The 17,207-nt window shown below is 74.4% G+C and carries 17 protein-coding genes; 12 read left to right on the top strand and 5 right to left on the bottom strand.

Annotated features, from left to right (window positions below; genetic code table 11):
* The first annotated feature begins 8 nt into the window (after positions 1-8).
* Positions 9-1,079, top strand: a complete 1,071-nt coding sequence (locus tag IE180_RS17870) for a GlxA family transcriptional regulator (protein ID WP_229860558.1) — start codon at positions 9-11, stop codon at positions 1,077-1,079.
* A gap of 128 nt (positions 1,080-1,207) precedes the next feature.
* Here IE180_RS17870 and IE180_RS17875 read toward each other — a convergent pair whose 3' ends face one another.
* Positions 1,208-2,485, bottom strand: a complete 1,278-nt coding sequence (locus IE180_RS17875; RefSeq protein ID WP_190157876.1) for a geranylgeranyl reductase family protein — start codon at positions 2,483-2,485, stop codon at positions 1,208-1,210.
* 508 nt (positions 2,486-2,993) lie between these two features.
* Here IE180_RS17875 and IE180_RS17880 point away from each other — a divergent pair.
* Entirely contained in the window at positions 2,994-4,187 is a 1,194-nt protein-coding gene (locus IE180_RS17880; RefSeq protein ID WP_190157877.1) for a hypothetical protein, read from the top strand.
* A 175-nt stretch (positions 4,188-4,362) separates the two neighbouring features.
* Here the strand turns inward: IE180_RS17880 and IE180_RS17885 are convergent, their stop codons facing one another.
* On the bottom strand, positions 4,363-5,568 hold the full coding sequence (locus IE180_RS17885; protein WP_190157986.1) for a glycosyltransferase: 1,206 nt from the start codon (positions 5,566-5,568) through the stop codon (positions 4,363-4,365).
* Positions 5,569-5,751: 183 nt separating this feature from the next.
* On the opposite strand from IE180_RS17885, the gene IE180_RS36470 reads away from it, so the two are divergent.
* The 5 genes from IE180_RS36470 to IE180_RS17910 all read left to right on the top strand — a co-directional run bounded on the left by IE180_RS36470 (position 5,752) and on the right by IE180_RS17910 (position 10,191).
* A complete protein-coding gene (locus IE180_RS36470; protein WP_229860560.1) occupies positions 5,752-5,931 on the top strand; it encodes a hypothetical protein in 180 nt (59 codons plus the stop codon).
* A 267-nt stretch (positions 5,932-6,198) separates the two neighbouring features.
* Positions 6,199-7,359: a PP2C family protein-serine/threonine phosphatase gene (locus IE180_RS17895; RefSeq protein WP_190157987.1), complete on the top strand. Its 1,161-nt coding sequence runs from the start codon at positions 6,199-6,201 to the stop codon at positions 7,357-7,359.
* A gap of 519 nt (positions 7,360-7,878) precedes the next feature.
* Positions 7,879-8,397, top strand: a complete 519-nt coding sequence (locus tag IE180_RS17900; protein ID WP_190157878.1) for a GNAT family N-acetyltransferase — start codon at positions 7,879-7,881, stop codon at positions 8,395-8,397.
* 234 nt (positions 8,398-8,631) lie between these two features.
* The gene (locus IE180_RS17905) at positions 8,632-9,504 is read left to right on the top strand and encodes a TauD/TfdA family dioxygenase (protein ID WP_190157879.1); all 873 of its coding nucleotides are present in this window, start codon (positions 8,632-8,634) and stop codon (positions 9,502-9,504) included.
* Between the two features lie 339 nt (positions 9,505-9,843).
* A complete protein-coding gene (locus IE180_RS17910) occupies positions 9,844-10,191 on the top strand; it encodes a VOC family protein (RefSeq protein WP_190157880.1) in 348 nt (115 codons plus the stop codon).
* A gap of 90 nt (positions 10,192-10,281) precedes the next feature.
* Here the strand turns inward: IE180_RS17910 and IE180_RS17915 are convergent, their stop codons facing one another.
* Together IE180_RS17915 and IE180_RS17920 are read right to left on the bottom strand one after the other, a co-directional pair.
* Entirely contained in the window at positions 10,282-10,815 is a 534-nt protein-coding gene (locus IE180_RS17915) for a DUF7822 domain-containing protein (RefSeq protein WP_190157881.1), read from the bottom strand.
* A 206-nt stretch (positions 10,816-11,021) separates the two neighbouring features.
* On the bottom strand, positions 11,022-12,452 hold the full coding sequence (locus IE180_RS17920) for a serine/threonine-protein kinase (RefSeq protein ID WP_190157882.1): 1,431 nt from the start codon (positions 12,450-12,452) through the stop codon (positions 11,022-11,024).
* Between the two features lie 431 nt (positions 12,453-12,883).
* On the opposite strand from IE180_RS17920, the gene IE180_RS17925 reads away from it, so the two are divergent.
* Together IE180_RS17925 and IE180_RS17930 are read left to right on the top strand one after the other, a co-directional pair.
* Entirely contained in the window at positions 12,884-13,345 is a 462-nt protein-coding gene (locus tag IE180_RS17925; protein ID WP_190157883.1) for a DUF6003 family protein, read from the top strand.
* A 10-nt stretch (positions 13,346-13,355) separates the two neighbouring features.
* Positions 13,356-13,496 (top strand): hypothetical protein, encoded by a 141-nt coding sequence (locus tag IE180_RS17930; RefSeq protein WP_190157884.1) that lies wholly within the window; start codon positions 13,356-13,358, stop codon positions 13,494-13,496.
* Positions 13,497-13,928: 432 nt separating this feature from the next.
* Here the strand turns inward: IE180_RS17930 and IE180_RS17935 are convergent, their stop codons facing one another.
* The gene (locus tag IE180_RS17935) at positions 13,929-15,317 is read right to left on the bottom strand and encodes a competence protein CoiA family protein (RefSeq protein ID WP_190157885.1); all 1,389 of its coding nucleotides are present in this window, start codon (positions 15,315-15,317) and stop codon (positions 13,929-13,931) included.
* Between the two features lie 616 nt (positions 15,318-15,933).
* On the opposite strand from IE180_RS17935, the gene IE180_RS17940 reads away from it, so the two are divergent.
* The 3 genes from IE180_RS17940 (at position 15,934) to IE180_RS17950 (ending at position 17,205) form a co-directional block, all read left to right on the top strand.
* A complete protein-coding gene (locus IE180_RS17940) occupies positions 15,934-16,143 on the top strand; it encodes a hypothetical protein (RefSeq protein ID WP_229860561.1) in 210 nt (69 codons plus the stop codon).
* 132 nt (positions 16,144-16,275) lie between these two features.
* Positions 16,276-16,557, top strand: a complete 282-nt coding sequence (locus IE180_RS17945; RefSeq protein WP_190157886.1) for a MerR family transcriptional regulator — start codon at positions 16,276-16,278, stop codon at positions 16,555-16,557.
* A 30-nt stretch (positions 16,558-16,587) separates the two neighbouring features.
* On the top strand, positions 16,588-17,205 hold the full coding sequence (locus IE180_RS17950) for a dihydrofolate reductase family protein (protein WP_190157887.1): 618 nt from the start codon (positions 16,588-16,590) through the stop codon (positions 17,203-17,205).
* Positions 17,206-17,207 lie beyond the last annotated feature (2 nt).

Below are 17,207 nucleotides of genomic sequence, written 5' to 3' on the forward strand. Positions count from 1 at the left end.
ATCTGGCCATGAGTGAGATCCCGGGACCGGCCATGGGGGACGAGCGGACGGAAGAGCCGAGGGATCCGCACCGCATCGCCGTGCTCGCCCTCCCGGGCGTTCCCCCCTTCGAGCTGGGCATCCCCTCCCGGGTCTTCGGAAGCGTGGAGGACGCCGAGGGCAGGCCCCTCTACGTGGTCACCGTCTGTACGGCCGACGGCGCCCCCGTCCTCAGCGACGCCGGTTTCACCGTGCAGCCCGCAGCCGGCCCGGAGGCGCTCGCCGAAGCCGACACCGTGATCGTCCCGCCCACGCACGCCATGCCCGAGCTGAGCCGCGGGGGCCCGCTGCCGCCCGAGGTCGGCGCCGCCATCGCCGGGATCAGGCCAGGCACCCGGCTGGTGTCGATCTGCTCCGGGTCGTACGTGCTCGCCGCCGCCGGTCTCCTCGACGGCCGGCCGGCCACCACCCACTGGAACCTGGCCCCGGAGTTCCGCCGGGCGTTCCCCGAGGTCAAGCTCGACGAGGAGGTGCTGTTCGTCGACGACGGCGACGTGCTCACCTCCGCGGGCGTGGCCGCCGGTGTCGACCTGTGCCTGCACATGATCCGCCGCGACCACGGCGCCGCGGCCGCCAACCGCGCCGCCCGCATGTGCGTCGTGCCGCCCTGGCGGGACGGCGGGCAGGCCCAGTTCATCGACCGTCCGGTCCCCGAGCCCACCCTGGCCAGCACCACCGCCACCCGTGCCTGGGCCCTCGAACACCTCGCGGAACCGCTCACGCTGGCCCGGCTCGCCGCACACGCCCGGATGAGCCTGCGCTCCTTCACCCGCCGGTTCCGCGACGAGGTCGGCATGACGCCCGTGCAGTGGCTCACGGCGCAACGGCTCGAACTCGCCAAGCAGCTCCTGGAAACGACCGACCTTCCGATCGACCTGGTGGCGCACCGTGCCGGGGTCGGTTCCGGGAACTCCCTGCGCGTCCACATGAGGACCGCGTTCGGCATCTCCCCCACCGCCTACCGCCGCACCTTCGGCGGCGAGGGCACCGGCGACGGCGACCACGTCGACGCCGTCGGGGCGGGGGCCTCCCGCCCGTGACGCCGACGGCCCCTCCGGTGGGGCGGCCGGACCCGGGCGGGGCCGCGACGGGGCGGCCGTGCGTCCGGCCGCCCCTCGATGCCTGACCCGCTGCCGACCGCCGGGGGCCCGGCCGGTGTCCTCCCGGGTCAGGCGGCGGGGACCGCGCGCTGGAGGGCGGCGATGACGCGGTCCAGGGCGTCGGGGCTGTACGGGTCGGTGAGGTTGGCCCAGAGCTTGAACATGAAGCGCTGTGTGACGGGCCGCCTCAGACTGTGGGTGGCGACGAGCCGCATGACCCGGGGGTGGTTCAGGGCGCGCACGACGAGCCGTCCCACCGTGAAGTAGCGTCCGTAGGCCTCGCGGACGGCTTCGGGGTAACGCAGCAGGGCCTCTTCGCGGGCGTGTGCGGTGGGACGGGTGAGGGCGCGGGCCACCGTCTCCGCGGCCAGGCGGCCGGATTCCATCGCGTAGTCGATGCCCTCGCCGCTGAGCGGATTGATCATTCCGCCGGCGTCGCCGGTCAGGAGCAGACCGCGGGTGTACTGCGGACTCCGGTTGAGCCCGGCGGGAAGCGGTGCGCCGCGCAGCGGGCCGGCGGCGTGCTCCTCGTCGAAGTGCCAGGCGGCGGGGAGGCGGGCGGTCCACTGCCGGAAGAGCCGCCGGTGGTCGACGTCGGGCCGGCGCCCGACGTGGAAGGTGCCGAGACCGACGTTGAAGGCGCCGTCGCCGACGGGGAAGACCCATCCGTAGCCGAACGGCATGGAGGCCCGCCCGCGACCGTCCCGGGTCTCGAGGTCGATCCAGGCCTCGAGGTGATCCCTGTTCCGGTGCGGTGAGGTGTAGTAGCGGCGCACGGCGACGCCCATGGGCCGGTCGGTGCGCTGATGGATGCCGAGGGCGACGGCGAGCCGGCTCGACGCGCCGTCGGCGGCGACCAGCACCGGCGCCCGGAAGGTGCGGCGGACGCCGTCCCGCTCCGCGACGACGCCCTCGACCCGGCCGGTGGCCGGGTCGAGCACCGGCGCGGTGACCCTGGTGCCCTCCAGGAGACGCGCCCCGGCGGCCACGGCCTGCCGGGCGAGCAGCTGGTCGAGGTCCTGCCGGGTCCGTACGAGGCCGTAGTCGGGGCAGGACGCGACGACGGGCCACGGCATCTCCACCGTCGTGCCGGAGCCGTGGACCCGCAGGCCGCGCGTTCTCACCCAGCCGTCCCCCTCCACGTCGACGCCCATGCCGAGGAGTTCCCTGACGGCACGCGGTGTGAGGCCGTCCCCGCAGACCTTGTCGCGGGGGAAGACGGACTTCTCGAGCAGCAGGACGTCGTGTCCCGCCCGTGCCAGGTGGTGGCCGACGCTGCAGCCGGCGGGGCCCGCGCCGATGACGATGACGTCCGCCGTTTCGTCGCGGTGGGGGGACGGGTCCATGAGATCTTCCTCTGCTCAGCTCGTCGGAGGCGGGACGACTCCCATCCGTACCCACGCGCCGGGGGTTTCGCTCGCCCTTCTTCGGGTGACACCGCCCGTGGGTGTCGTCGATGCCGCCGGGGCCGGGGGAACCGGGGGGCCCGGTGCCCCTCGGGGGGCCCGGTGCCGTCGGCCTCGTCGCCCGGGGGCCCCGGGCGCGCGATCCCCGGACGTCCCGGACGACGACGACCGTCCGCCACGACGGCCACGACCGGGGCGTCGGCCGGAGTGCGGGGCGACAGGCCGACGACGAGCTCCGCGGCCGTCCGGCCGCCTCCCGGCGGCGCCGGCACGTTTCCGCCGAGCCGACCGCGTCCCCGCCCAGCCGACCGCGTCCGCGCCGCCCGTGGATCGACCGGCCGCCCGTCGGCCCGGCACGCGCTCCGCGACGGCGCGGACGGAATGCCGCTTCCCCCGTTCGGGTCACGGACCATACTGGTCGGGCCCTGATCGCCCACCGAACGGTTCCATGGACAAGAACAGCACCTCCTCGACCACCGTCCCCGACACCGCCTGGCTCGGGCGTGGGCGTCACCTCGGGCCCGAACCCGAGCGGGACGTCCGGCGCAACCTCCTGGCCCTCAAGGCGGCCCGGGTGATCGACGACTTCCTGGACCTCGACCCCGTCGAGGCGGCACGGTCCACCGACCTGTACCCCCGGGACGAGTCCGCCGACCCCGGCCCGTCCGCCCGCCGCCTCTTCGAGGCCCGCTGGCGCGTCGCCGACGACGTCACGGTGCGCGCGCAGCTGACCACGTACGAGCCCGAGTCCCGCCGCACGAAGGGCGAGGGCGTCACCTGGGTCCTCGCCGCCGAGGCCGAGCGGGCGTGGGAAGCGAGCTGGCCCTCACCGGCCACCGTGTTCTGGCCCGACAGCGACCAGGTCGCGTGGGACCACGAGACGGTGCCGGGCGTGCGCCTGCGGACGGCCAACCAGCTGCCGAAGGACGACGACGAGTTGCGCCGCCTGTTGCGGGCCTGCACCCGGCAGAGCTGGTCCCTCCATGTCGTGGTGCACGAGGCGATGACGCCGGACGCCCTGGGACGCCGGCCGATCACGGCCTTCCTGCCGCCGAGCCTGCGACACCGGGTGGTCGAACACCGGGCCACGCCGGAACAGGCACTGATCGCCGACTTCGTGGTGAAGCGCGAGCTGGGCGTGGGGGTACCGCGCGGCGGCGCCGTCATCCTGCCCCCGACACCGCGGGCCGCCGATGACGACGCCGAACGCTTCGCGGTGCGCAACGTCTTCCTGGACGGCACGGAACCCACCGAACTCCTCGACAAGATCAAGGAGTTCGCTTCCCTGCCCCGGCCGCTGCCGGCCGACGCCGAACGGGCCCTGACACGACTGCGCCAAGGCTGGCACCTGCTCACCCCCGACGAGGAACTGGCCCACGCACGGGCCATGGTCACCAGGTACGCCAAGGCACTCGAAGCCATGACGGCCTCCTGCGACCTGTACCGGGAAGCCGCCGAGTCCGCGCTCGAGGCCCTCGCCGAGGCGACCGGCGGCGACGGCGCGCCCCGGACGGCATCACCGACGACGGCCAAGGAGGACCCCTCCCCGTGGAAGACCCTCACGAAGACGCTCGCCCGCTTCCGCGGCCCGAACCCCCAGGCACCGGACGCGGAGGTCCAGCAGCATCCGCACGGCCGGTGAGAGGCCCGGGAGGACGGACCGACCACACGGACCGACCTCACGGCGCGGTGGGACGGGGCGCGAGGGCGGCCGCGCCTTCGCCCCGCCCCCGGTGACGTGCGGTGCGTCAGGAGTTGGCGGACGCCCAGGATCGCGCGGGATCGTCGCGGCCGCGCCGAGCGCGGCCGACACGTGGTCAGCGCACCGACCGGGCGAGCGCGGCGAGCACCGGCGCGACGCCGTCCTCCACGGCCAGGCGGTCGGCCAGGGCGCGGGCGCGCACACGGTGGGGGCCGTCCGCCGTCGCCCGGCGCAGGGCCCCGGCCAGGGCCTCGGAGGTGAGCCGGCGCAGCGGCACGACCCCGGGGGCGGTGCCCAACGCGGTCAGCCGGGACGCCCAGAACGCCGCGTCGAACTGGACCGGCACCGGAACGCTGGGCACTCCGGCCCGCAGGACGGCGCCGGTCGTGCCCGCTCCCGCGTGGTGGACGACGGCGGCCGTCCGGGGGAACAGCAGGGAATGCGGCACCTCGTCGACGGTCAGGATGTCGTCGCCCCCGGCGTCCAGCCCCGCCCAGCCCCGCTGGACGATCCCGCGCGCTTTCGCCGCGCGCAGCGCGGTGACGATCTCGCGGCTCACCCGCCCGGGGTCGGGGACGGTGGCGCTGCCCAGACCGACGAAGACCGGTGGGGGCCCGGCGGCGAGGAAGTCCTCCAGCTCCCGGGGCAACCGCCCGGTCTCGTGCGGCCACCAGTACCCGGCCACCTCCAGCCCGGCGGGCCAGTCCCGGGGCCGGGGGACGACGAGTTCGCTGTAGCCGTGCAGCACCGGCCGCGGCCGGTGCCGGGACCGGCCCGTCGTCACGAGCCCGTGCCGCCTCAGTGACCGTACGGCGTCGGAGAACAGCAGTTCCACCGCTGTCGTGACGACCCGTCCGCTCAGCCGGTTCCCCACCGTGCCCAGGGACCGGGTCCCCAGGACCGGGGCGGGAAACTCCCCGGTCGGATGCAGCGGCTGGAGGTGCAGCCCCAGGGCGGGCACCGAGAGGCCGTCGGCGATGGCGTACCCGAGCGGCCCCAGCGCCCCGCCGACCAGCAGGACCTCGCCCTCCCGCGCCGCCTCCACCAGGGCCGCCGTCATCTCGTCGACCGCTCCCCGGGCCATGGACGCCAGCCGTACGAGCTTTCCCGCACCGGTCCGCGCGTCGTGCAGCCGCCGGCCCCGCGCGGAGCGCAGCTCGGCACGGGGGTCCACCGGCAGCGGACGGAACCGCACCCCCGACCCCGCCACCAGCGGCTCGAACACCCCGTGCGCGGCCAGCGTCACCTCGTGCCCGGCCCGTACGAGACCGGCACCCAGACCCGTGTACGGCGCGACGTCGCCCCTCGATCCCGCCGTCATCATCACGATGCGCACGCCGCCAGTGTGCCCCACCCTGACCCGACGCACCGGAAGACCCGTTCCTGCCGCAGCGCGGGGACGCCCGCACGGGGCGACCCGCGGGGTGCCGCCGAAGCGGACGGCACGTGGCGCGGCACCGGCGCCCCGTTCGCCCGGTCCACATGGGCGGCTCGGCCAGGAGGCGTGCACCGCTTCACGGGTGTGCCGGGGAGGCCGACGCCGTCCGCCTCTCCACGGGCCCGTGCCCGTGACACCGACACCGGCGCCGTCACGGCGATCGTGGGCGTGGGCACCGCGCTCGCCGTCACCCCCGACCTCCCCGAGCGCCGGGCCGCGAGGCCGAGCGCCCCGTGCGGCCGGTGACCTGGTCGGACAAGGCCCTCGCCTCCGCCGCCGGCACGGCCCGGGTCCGCCACCGGATGTGCCCCCTCCCCCTCGCCCGCAGACGCACCACCAGGCCCGGCACGCACCCGGGGTACCAGGAGTCCCGGTCGTCCGGGCGGCGGATGGTACGACCGGCCGGCAGGAACGAGAGACCGTCTCCGTGAGACAGGTGTCCGGCAGTGATCCGTGCCGTGTCGACGAGAAGGTGGCCCGTGATCCTGAGAGGCTGATGGGGTGCGTGATCGGATGGGGCTGGCCGAGGTGCTGGCAGCGGCGGAGAAGGCCGCGCCGGTGGACTCCCTCAATGTCGTGGCACGCAATCTGCGCGACCGGTTCGGCGCCCGGTACGTGTCGTTCCTGTTCGTCGACGTCGCCGGCCGGCGCATGGTGCGGGTCAGTGAGGAGGCGACCGCACAGCAGGAACGCGGCCCTGATCTCATTCCCCTCGCCGGCAGTGCCTACGACGAAGTACTGCACGGACAAAAGCTGCTCCACATGCAAGGCGGGCAGGGGCACCGGGTGCTCGCCCCGGTCACCAACCGCGGTGACACCCTCGGGGTCCTGGAGCTGTTCCTTCCCCGAGTCACCCCGGACGTGCTGGAGCAGATCGAGGAGGCCGCGCACGCGCTGGCGTACATCGTCGTCACCGACCGCCGCTTCACCGACCTCTACCACTGGGGCCAGCGCACCACCCCGGTCAGCCTGGCCGCGGAGATCCAGCGTCAGCTCCTGCCCTCGTCCGCTTCCTGCGAGGCTCCCGAGTTCGCCCTCGCCTGCGCCCTGGCACCGGCCGACAACATCGCCGGGGACACCTACGACTACGCCCTGGACCGCGACACCCTGCACCTGTCCGTCACCGACGCCATGGGCCACGACGTCGACGCCTCCCTCATGGCCACGCTCGTCGTCAACGCCTCCCGAGGCGCTCGTCGCGCCGGCACCGACCTCGTCGAGCAGGCCCGCCAGACCCACCAGGCCCTCCTGGGTCACGGCCGGGGAACCTTCGCCACCGGCCAGTTGCTGCGCATCGCCCTGGACGGGACCGGCGCCCGGCTCGTCAACGCCGGCCACCCCTGGCCGCTGCGTCTGCGCGACGGTGCGGTCGGCGAGATCCCGCTGCACGCGGACCTCCCCTTCGGCATCACCACGCAAGGCCGCTACCGGGTACAAGACCTCGACCTTCGCCCCGGTGACCGCCTCGTGCTCTACACCGACGGCATGCAAGAAGGCCCGGCCGAAAACCTCGACCTCCGCGCGCTCATCGGCGACACCGCCACCGAGCACCCCCGCGAGGTCGTACGCACCCTGACCGGCGCGGTCACCGACGCCTGCAACGGTCACCTCCCGGACGACGCCACTGTGCTCTGCCTCGACTGGCGCGGCCCCGCCCCCCGGGCCGCCGCGTGAAGACCGGAGTCCGCATCCGACAGCGGTGCATCCGTGCTTCGCGTAGGGCCGCCTCCGCCGATCTGGCCGGCCGCGGTCAGCGTCCCACTGTGCTCGTGCACGGTCCGGGGCCGGCCGGCCCGACAGCCTCCTCGACAACCGCCCGGGAGGCCGCGGTGGGCGGCTCGCCCCTCGATGCGGACCGTCCCCCGCCCCGCCCGGGCGACCGGCGTCGAGAACGGCATGGACCACCACGCGGGCGCAGAGCCGGTGATCGGCGCCTCCCCCGACGAACCCGGCCTCGCCCCGCTGACCGGGCCCGCGTCCGGTCCGGGCCTCCCGTTCAGTGGCCACTCCGGAAGAGCTCGGTGGCTGCTGCCCCTCCTGTCCGTCAAGGCGTTCCTCCGGCCGGTCCGAGGCCGTGTCGTGGGGGGAGGAATCCGGCCTCCTTCACGGATCGGACGGCTGGACGAGTTGCCGAAGCCGGCCGCCTCGCAGCCGCTCGCGCGGCTCGAAGACCCGGCTCGATAGCATCGGCGCATGTCCGACAACGACCTGGCTTCTCCCTCTTCCCGCGCGCCGATACCGCCGGGCGTGCTGATCCGCGAGCTGGACCTGAGCGATGCCACCGTCGCGTCCGCCGTGCACGCGGTGGGCCTGCGTGCCTATGCCGTCGAGGCCGAACTCATCGGCTTCGACGGCATCCCCGCCCTGACTGAATCCCTCCCGGACATGACGGCCCAGCCCCTTCGCTGGCTGGGCGCGGTGACCGGCGAAGAAACGGTGGCCGCCTTCGTGGCCTGGCAGACCGACACCGACCGACACGTCACCCACATCGACCGGGTCTGTGTGGACCCGGTCTGGTTCCGCCGGGGCATCGCCTCCCGCCTGCTGGACCACCTGCTGACCGAGGTGCTCGACGGCGGCGAAGTGAGCGTCAGCACCGGAGCGGACAACCAGCCGGCCCTGAAGCTGTACGAACGGCTCGGTTTCAGGCGCGCCGCCGACTTCGAACCCGTACCGGGCCTGCGCATGGCGCAGTTCGTACTGCCGGGCTGACGGCGAGACCGCCTGTCACCGCACGTCCGGAAGACCGACGGCAAAGCCCGCGTCACCCACCCCGAGAACAATCGCGGGGCACGCCGCAACCGCCCTCCTGCCGACGGCCGCACGCCGTGCTCACCACCCCGGCCGGCCTGATCCGTGATCCCACAGGCACTCCTGCGGCCCAGGTCGCGGCGTGGGCACCGGCTCGCCGGGGCAGGGGAAGGGGACCGGAGGAGAGGTGGCGCGATGACGGAGCCTTCCAGGGCCGAAGAGCCGTTGAGCTGGTACCCGGCCACGCTGAAGGAGGAGGACTGGCTGCTTCCCGTACCGGACGCGTCTGCGGGAGGCGCCCTGGTGGGGAAGATCAACGCCGTGCTCCGGCAGGGAACGGGCTTCGTCGTGCTGCGCGGCCTGGACCTCGCCGGCCTGACCGAGGAGCAGTGCGTCGAACGGTGTGCGCAGGTCGTCGGCCAGGTGTCCGCCCCCGTCGGCCTTCGTCTCCAGCGGTCCGCCGGTGAGCTTCTGACAGCGGCCACCGCCCCCGCCGTCCCGCACTCGGCGGGCCCGGGGGGCCCGGCCGCCGTCCACGGCGACGACCAGGTGCTCCTCCCGCACATGGACCGCGGCGAGGGCCAGGAACCTCCCGGGCTCCTGGCCCTCCTCTGTATCCGGCCGGCGTCCCACGGCGGCGAGTCGCTCCTGGCCAGTGGCCTGGCCCTGCACGATCGGCTCGCCGTCGAACAGCCGGAAGCCCTGCGCGCGCTCCACCGGGACCATCACTTCGGTCGCGGACCGGACTTCGACCGCGTCCGTCCGGTGTTCCGCCATGAGGGCAGGACCTTACGGGTGCATTACAACCGCTACTGGATCAGACGTGGCCAGGAGGAGACCGGCACCCCCTTCGGCCCGGAGCAGCTCAGTGCCCTGCACGCGGTGGAAACGCTGCTCCAGGATCCGGCCGTGGTGATGAGCCTGCCCCTGCGCCGAGGGGACCTCCTCCTCGTAAACAACTCCGCGGTCCTGCACGGCCGGAAGCCCTTCAAGGACGCCGGCGCCCCGGGGACCCCGCGCTGTTACGCGCGGATCTGGGCGGGCCGGGAGCCGGCCCCGGTGTCCTGAGCCGGAAGTTCCCCGGCAGACCCACGCCTTGGCCGATCGATGACAGCGCCCGCTCCCGCCCGAGGCACGACTCGACCTGGCGTGCCGTCCGCAGCGCCGGGGGCCGAGAGGACCGGCTGAGGATCTCCGCCCCGGCACACCGGCCGGCCCCGACCAGCCGCTCGCCGGCCCGCGGACGCCCGTACGCCGTTTTCCGGTCTGCCTTCTGACGGTCCGTACGCGCCGTCACAGCGACCAGCGACGTCGCGGCGCCCTGGCCGCCGGTGCGTGCGGCAGGGGACGTGCCGTAGTACTTCTAGGGGGAGACAGAGTCGCCTTGGTTCTCGTTTGGAGTCGTCGATGGCCGTTCGCCGTGTCGTGCCCAACATCCAGTCGGAGGCCGCGCAGGAGAGCCGGGAGTTCTACGGTCTGCTGGGCTTCGAGGAGGTCATGAACCACGGCTGGATCATGACGCTCGCGTCCCCGTCCAGCCCGACAGCGCAGATCAGCGTCATGACCGGCGACAAGACCGCGCCCGTCGCCCCCGACATGAGTGTCGAGGTGGACGACGTGGACGCGGCTTACGCGGCCATGCGGGCGAGAGGTGCGGAGATCATCCACCCCCTGCAGGACGAGGAGTGGGGCGTGCGGCGGTTCTTCGTCCGTGACCCCGGCGGACGGGTGGTCAACGTGCTGGCCCACCGCTGACCGTCCTCCCGCGGGTGCGGGGAGCAGTTCAGACCGGGTTGCGCCTTTCGGTTCAGGCCGGGTCCGCCCGCTACCGCACCGCAGGCCGGGTCAGCCGGGGAAGGAGAAGTAGAGCGCGTCGCCGTAGAAGGACGCGAAGTGCCTCTGCCAGTCGGCCCGGACCGAAGCCAGCCAGTCGTCGTTCCGGCCGGCGATCGCCGCCTCGGCCCGGGCGACGGCATCGGGGATGTCCCCGGCCACCAGGTCCCGCACGCTCCGTGCCGGATCGTCGTCCGTCATCGAGACGATCTCCCCGGTCTCCAGGACGAAGTACTGCGCCTGCTGCTTCTCCAGGTGGGCATGGGTCCTGGCGACGCATTCGGCGAACTCGGCCTCGTTCTCCAGGCCCTTGCCGACCGCGCGCAGGAGGTCGCGGAGCAGGGCCGCCCCTCCGGCGTAGTCCGCTGCGATGCCGATCGGAGGGTTCCAGATCATGGACGGGACGATCGTCGTTCCACGCCCCACCATGAGTTTGTGCGCGAGCGGGATGTCCCAGTTGTGCTCGGATATGCACCGGATCCGCTGGGGGATCTCCGTCTCGTTCGGCATCGAGTCGGCGGAGTAGAGGTAGGAACGGTTTGCCATGGCGTGGACGCTAACACCGGGCACCGACAACGCCGGCGCCGCCCGACTCCTCCCCGCCGACGGGACGCGCGGGAGGAGTCGGGCCCGGGCGGAACACGGTCCCAGGGCCTGCCGCCACCCGACCGCCACCGCCCCGGCCGGGCAGTCTGCGGGTCGACCGCCCGGTGTTCCGTCGGGCGGCGTGAACGCCGGGCGCCGCGGCGGTGTCACCGCGCGTGCCTGCCCTTGGCCGGCTTCGGCTTCCCCTGCCGCGCCTCGCCCTTCCGGGGGCCCGGCCCGGCTGCTCCCGGACCGGTCGCACGGCCGCGCTGCCGCTCCGAGACGCCAGGAGCCGACGGCGTCCGGCTGTCGACCGCCGCGTCCTCGGAGCTCGCGGCCCGCCGGTCCCCGGTGTACGAGGGGGATCGGGGCGCGGAGACGGCTCCGGCCGGCGGAGCGGACGAGGCGGTCGGGGAGGCCGGCTCGGTCGTGGCGGGGCGCGGCGGAACGGGCACGGAGTTCTCCGCCTCGGCGGACGGCCCGCCCACCGAACCGGCCAGTCCGACGCCGAAGACGGCCAGCGCCGCACCGGCGGTCACCAGGATCCGACCGGCCCGGCGTGAGGCGGGCCGTTCGGAAGGGGATCGTGCGGGCACCGGCTCGCCGTGCGTGGGGTCGGCGGCCCCGACGCCGGCGACCCCCACTGCCGCGCCCGCCCCGTTCGACCTCAGCGTGTCCGGATTCCGCTCGCCGGCGCCGTCCTCGCCCCTCACGGGCGGAGCCGCGGGCACGGAGGATCCCGCGGGCACGTCGGCCGCTCTCGGGAGGTCCTCCGAGGCCAGGGCGGCCAGGGCGCGCCCACAGGCCCGGGCGTCCGGCCGGCGGCTCTCGTCCGCGTCGGTCATGGCTTGCAGTAGTCCGGCGACGGCCGCCGGTACGTCCGGCGGGATGACCGGGGGACGGTTCAGGCGGGCGATCGCGGCCTCCAGCGGCACCCCGCCGTACTCCAGTTCGCCCTTGATCGACTCGATGAGCACCAGTCCCAGGCTGTAGATGTCCGCTGCCGGCCCGGCGCCCCGGCCCAGCACCTGCTCCGGGGCCATGTACGCGGCGGTGCCCACCAGGGTGCCCGTCACGGTCTGGGCCGTGGTGCCGAGCAGCCGGGAGATGCCGAAGTCCGTCAGGCGGGGGGTGCCCGCCTCGTCCAGCAGGATGTTGGCGGGCTTGACGTCGCGGTGGACGACTCCGGCCTCGTGCACATGGGCCAGCGCCGAGGCCAGCGCGGCTCCGATGCGGCACGCCTCGGCGGGCGCCAGCGCGGCCGCCGCGATCCGCCGGCGCAGCGTCGTGCCCCTGACCAGTTCCATCACCAGGTAGGGCGTTCCGTCGTCCTGGCCGCAGTCGTACACGGTGATCAGGCCGGGGTGCTGCAGCCGGGCCAGCAGCCGGCCCTCGCCGTCGAACCGCTCCTCCGTGTCGGCGGTGCCGTCCGGGCGGAAGACCTTCACGGCGACCGGGCGCCGCAGGCGCAGGTCCATGCCCTCGTACACGTCGGCGGCGCCGCCGCGGCCCAGCAGGTCGTCGAGCCGGTAACGTCCGGCCACCACGTGGGCGGTGAGCCGGAGGTCCGGTCGGATCGGCCACGAGCGGACTTTCATCACTGCGCTCCCTGCATCCCGTTGTTGCCTGCCGTCGTCCGCCCGCCCACGTGTGCGCTGCCCATGGCACGCCCGGCCGCGTGGTGGCGAGCACCGTGTGCACGTGTGCCCCCTCAGCCGCCGGAAATCCCCCCGGTCCCGCACACGGCCCCGTGGAAGAGGGGTCGGGCACCGGGCGGTGGCGAAGATCCCGCTGCGCACGGGCCGGGGACGGGCGCCGCCAAGGGCACCGCTCGTGCCGCCCCGATGCGGTGGGGCGTCCACGCCGTCCACCGGCCGGGGGCGGACGACCGGCACCGGATGCCGGGCGGGGCGGCGGTGTGCGCGGCGCCGGCGCGCCGTGGGCGAGGGCGACCGGAGCCGGGGTGGCTTGCGCCGGAGGGGGTAGGTGGGGACGGCACACGACCATCCCGTCTGCGAAGGAGACGAGCATGACCGACGACGCCTACCTGTTCCTCGTGGACGACCCGGCGACCCCGCTGGGCGCCTCCGTCACGGCTGTGGGAGACCTGGCGTGCCTGGAGACGCCCGCCGTACGGGCCTGGCTCGACGCGCACGGCGTCACCGCCTCCTCCCCGGGCGTCCGGCTGCTGCCGCCGGAGGAGACGGGCGCCATCCCCGACGGGACGGAGAAGGTGCCGGTCCCGTTGAGCGACGAGGAGCTGAACCAGCTGCGCCACGCGCTGACACCGGGCGCCCTCGCCCGCGTGGAGGAAGAGCTGCTGGCCTACCGCGACTGCGCGGGTGAACGGGACGCCCTGCTGGCGCGGGCCACGGCCGCCGGGATTCCGCTGCACCGCATCGTCGAACTCACCGGCGAGGACACCCGGACCGTGACATCGGCGGCGCAGGGGCAGGACCGTCCGTCGGATCCCGGTCCGCGGCAGCGGTGACGGGGGAAACATGACGCCCGAGGAGACGCGTACGAGGCTCCGAGAGCTGGAGGGCCGGCTCGGCGAGCGCACCCCGGCACCGATCGAGGGACAGACCCGCATCCCCCTCCCCCGACCCACCCGGGGGGACGACGAGGACGAGAGGGCGTGATGGGCGGCCTCGGAGGAGTGGGGGTCAAGGGTGTTTTCTGCGCACAGCGGGCGCGGTCGGGGCCCGGACAGTACGGGGACCAGCCCGCCCTGCGCTGACGAGCTCGTGCGCGGTGAGCGGTGAGACGTCGGGCCCCGGATGGCCGACCAGGGTCGGACGGTGGGGACTGTGACGCGTGCAGGGATCGCCGGCAGCCGCCGGATCACGGGGCTGCCGGCCGGTGCGATCGCTGAACTCATGGCCGAGGCGGACCCGTTGTGGCGTGAGCGTCACCGGGCCAGGCTGGTCTCCCGGCCGCGGAAGCGGGCGGTGGGCGCCGGTGCTTCGCACCGGCTGGTGTTCGTCGACCGGCTCCCGGCCGCTCTCGTCCCTCTCCGCCGCGGGGCCGCTCATGACGTGTCGGCCTGCTGGTTCGGCGTGGACCGCTCCCCCTCACCCGGGCCGTCGGGGAGGTGCGGCCGCTGTGCCGGTGCCCGGTCCGACGTTCGCGGATCCTTCGAAGGGTTCCTCCGAGCGGTCGAGGCCGAACATCCGGTTCACGGCCTGCTTGACGGTGGGACCGCCGTGCTCACGCGGGCCGGGCACCGGGGCTGGGGGCGGGAGCTCGACCGTGAGGGTCTCCACGCGCTGGCCGGGCACAGCCTGGGCGGCGATGCGGTCTCGCTCGCGCTCGGTGGCTGCGAAGAGGACCAGCGGGGCCAGCACGTCGCGCAGGGCGGGGACACGGCCGGCCACGGGGCAGATGACCGCGTACGGCTTCCCACGGACGTACACGGGCACTCCCATCGCGAACTCGGGGATGCCGTCGCGGCCGAGGGCCGGGTAGACGCCGGCCTCGTGGAAGACGAACTCCACCACCGGCTTGACCAAGGCCTTCTGCCGCTGGAGCAGGGCCTCGATCGCCGCCACGTGCTCCCGCTCGGCCGCCGCCCTGGCCTCCCGCTGACGCTGCTGGACCGCCGCCAGGCGCTCCCTCACCTGCTTCCGCCAGGACGTGGCCCGGACCTGTTCCTCTTCGAGCTCGAAGTACCGCCGGGTGACCCACCGCCAGGTCTCGCCCTTCTCCCAGCTCGGCACGCGCAGGCGGTGCGGACGGGTGCTGTTCGCACAGATGGCGGCGACGAACCGGTCGAGCGGGAACGGCCCGGCCGCCGCCCACTTCCCGTGCCCGCCACACGGCACCGCTCCTTCGACACCCCAACTGTTCCGGTCGCAGTCGGCACGGTCGTGGCACCACTCCGGCTCGAAGCGCGCGGCACCGGCCGTGACCTGGACGGCGCCGCCGTCCTCGGGACGAACGATCTGGACGGACGGCACCGCGTCGAGCCAGGGCACGGTCTTGCGGTCGGTGAACCAGCACGCCTCGACGCCGGCGGCGGCGTAACGGTCGGTGCGGGCCTTGACGTCGGTGAGGGAGAGGGAGGCCATCTGCGCCTCCAGGGCGACCCGCCGGGTGCCGTCCGGGGAGGTGGCCATCACGTCCGCGCGCCAGGAGCCGTCCGGGGCGGCGACCTCGTACTCGGCGCTCCAGCCGGCCGCGCGCGCGTGGTGAGCGAGGTCGAGCTTGAGGAGGTGGTGCGCCATGCCCTCGCCCGCGAGCCGCGCCTCGCAGTGCGGGGCGTGGGCGGCATGCCGCAGGAACCACAGCTCGTACGCGCCGTGGGTCTTGTGGACCAGGTGCAGCCGCCAGCCGCACTCGTCACAGGTCAGCGGCGCGGGCGGCTTCGCCTTGTGGATGCTCTCCCGGTCCTGTCCGCACCCGAGGTCGGCCTGAGTGGCGTCGATCCGCCCCCACTCCCCGTGCACCCCGACGAACACCATCGCACTCTCTCCTTCACCGAATCCGTGCCGGGCTGGACTCAACCCGCAGGCGGACCGTAGGGCCCCCTCCGACAAGGCATCCCCCGGATGGAGCAGCGTGATACCCCGTTCGCAGGAGGGCGACCCTTCCTCCCGCGTACCGGTCAGGAACTCCGTTGACGTGCTGCCGGGCCGTATCCGAGGAAGAGGGCCGGACCGCGGACGGCCCGCCGGAGCACCCGGGGTGTTCCGGTGGAGTCCTGCTCGGCACCGAACGGTGCCCGGGCAGGCGGTGACCGCTTCGCGGACACCTGTGGCCGCCCGGTCGGGGGCGCCCGCTCTTCATGCGTCCCGCGCTGGGTGGGGACCGCTCCCCGGATACGGAGAGGTTGTCCGATGCCCTCTCCCCCGCCGCTACCGTTTCGGTCATGACCGAGACGTCCCGCCCGCGCTCCTCCGTCCGCGCCGGCCTCACCGAGGCACCCGAGCACGACGGGCCGCTGTCCGGTGCAGGAGGGCACCGGACGACTCGGGTCGGTACGATCCGGGACGCGTTCGGCGGGCCGTTGCGGCCGGGCCCGGTCACCGGTGGGCGCCGTTCGCGGTTGCCGGTTCGTTGAGCGTCGAAGGTGGGCCGATGTCCTGGCCGGATGTCACGGTGGTCGACGCGTGCGTGCGGCGCGACGGCCGGGGCGGCAGCCCCACGGCTGTCGCCGACGACGACCCGGCGGCGACGGACGCGGACCGGCGTGCGGTCGCTGCTGCGGCCGGCACCTCGCACGCGGCGTTCCTCGGCCCGGGGCGGACGCCGGACGGTGGCCGGCCGGTCCGGTTCTTCACCGCGTGAGAGCCGCTGCTGCTCGTTCTTCACCTTCACCACCACGCCCGGCGAAGACCTGGTCGGCCTGGACATCGCGGTGGACCCGGCCCACGAAGCCGTCCTGGACGCCCTGGCCGCACGGACCTCCGGGATGCCACGGTGAGCGTGGCCCCGCGCAGCGGGCAGGTCGCCGAGGCGGCGGGGGTGAACATCCAGCCCCTGCGTCACCACGAGCGGCGCGGCCTGCCGGCCGAGCCGGAACGCCGCAACGGCGGCCGCCGCCCTTGCGGCGAGGACGCGGTGACCGCGCGGCGGGTGATCAAGGCAGCCCAGCGCCTCGGGTTCACGCCGGAGGAGATCGCCGATCTCACCGCCGTCCGCGCCGCCCCGGCCGCGGCCGTCGAGGTCGTGTCCGTCACCCGTTTCACGCGCGAGGGATGAGTTCGGGCGACGCATCGGGTCTGCCCTGGTATGACTCGCATCATCGCTGACATCTCGGTCTCTCTCGACGGCTTCGTCACCGGGCCCGACCCCGGTCCCGACAACGGTCTGGGCACCGGCGGCGAGGCCCTGCACCGATGGGCGTTCTCCGACGACCCCGACGACCTCCGGATCCTGCGCGAGGGCACCGCCCGCTCGGGCGCCGTCGTCCTGGGCCGCCACCTCTTCGACGTGGTCGACGGGCCGAAAGGCTGGGACGACACGGTCGGCTACGGTGCCGGCGAGGTCGGCAGGCCCGCGTTCGTCGTCGTGACGAGCTCGCTGCCGGATTCGGTGCGGACCGCCGACCTCGACTGGACGTTCGTCACCACCGGGCTGCCCGACGCCGTCGCCGCCGCGCGCGAGCGGGCCGAGGCCGCGTCGTCGGACCGGGGCGAGGACCTCGACGTGGTCCTCATGGGCGGCGGGGCCACGGTCGCCTCGGCGCTGGGGGCCGGGCTGGTCGACGTGCTGGCGCTGCACCTCGCGCCCGTCGTGCTGGGTGCCGGGACGCCGCTGTTCACCGGCGGGGGGCCGCGGGCGCTGGTGCGGCGGAGCGTGGTCCCGACCTCGACCGCGACGCACCTGACCTACGACGTCGTGCGGTGATC

Source organism: Streptomyces litmocidini, from assembly GCF_014649755.1.
GTDB classification, from domain to species: Bacteria; Actinomycetota; Actinomycetes; order Streptomycetales; family Streptomycetaceae; genus Streptomyces; species Streptomyces litmocidini.

What these genes read in the sequence shown, in the direction of transcription:
- IE180_RS17900 (WP_190157878.1), top strand. Translation starts at nt 7,879, where the DNA reads ATGTCCGACAACGACCTGGCTTCTCCCTCTTCCCGCGCGCCGATACCG.
- IE180_RS17950 (WP_190157887.1), top strand. Translation starts at nt 16,588, where the DNA reads ATGACTCGCATCATCGCTGACATCTCGGTCTCTCTCGACGGCTTCGTC.
- IE180_RS17905 (WP_190157879.1), top strand. Translation starts at nt 8,632, where the DNA reads ATGACGGAGCCTTCCAGGGCCGAAGAGCCGTTGAGCTGGTACCCGGCC.
- IE180_RS17910 (WP_190157880.1), top strand. Translation starts at nt 9,844, where the DNA reads ATGGCCGTTCGCCGTGTCGTGCCCAACATCCAGTCGGAGGCCGCGCAG.
- IE180_RS17935 (WP_190157885.1), bottom strand. Translation starts at nt 15,317, where the DNA reads ATGGTGTTCGTCGGGGTGCACGGGGAGTGGGGGCGGATCGACGCCACT.
- IE180_RS17880 (WP_190157877.1), top strand. Translation starts at nt 2,994, where the DNA reads ATGGACAAGAACAGCACCTCCTCGACCACCGTCCCCGACACCGCCTGG.
- IE180_RS17930 (WP_190157884.1), top strand. Translation starts at nt 13,356, where the DNA reads ATGACGCCCGAGGAGACGCGTACGAGGCTCCGAGAGCTGGAGGGCCGG.
- IE180_RS17925 (WP_190157883.1), top strand. Translation starts at nt 12,884, where the DNA reads ATGACCGACGACGCCTACCTGTTCCTCGTGGACGACCCGGCGACCCCG.
- IE180_RS17875 (WP_190157876.1), bottom strand. Translation starts at nt 2,485, where the DNA reads ATGGACCCGTCCCCCCACCGCGACGAAACGGCGGACGTCATCGTCATC.
- IE180_RS17915 (WP_190157881.1), bottom strand. Translation starts at nt 10,815, where the DNA reads ATGGCAAACCGTTCCTACCTCTACTCCGCCGACTCGATGCCGAACGAG.
- IE180_RS17870 (WP_229860558.1), top strand. Translation starts at nt 9, where the DNA reads ATGAGTGAGATCCCGGGACCGGCCATGGGGGACGAGCGGACGGAAGAG.
- IE180_RS17940 (WP_229860561.1), top strand. Translation starts at nt 15,934, where the DNA reads ATGTCCTGGCCGGATGTCACGGTGGTCGACGCGTGCGTGCGGCGCGAC.
- IE180_RS17895 (WP_190157987.1), top strand. Translation starts at nt 6,199, where the DNA reads ATGGGGCTGGCCGAGGTGCTGGCAGCGGCGGAGAAGGCCGCGCCGGTG.
- IE180_RS17885 (WP_190157986.1), bottom strand. Translation starts at nt 5,568, where the DNA reads ATGACGGCGGGATCGAGGGGCGACGTCGCGCCGTACACGGGTCTGGGT.
- IE180_RS17920 (WP_190157882.1), bottom strand. Translation starts at nt 12,452, where the DNA reads ATGAAAGTCCGCTCGTGGCCGATCCGACCGGACCTCCGGCTCACCGCC.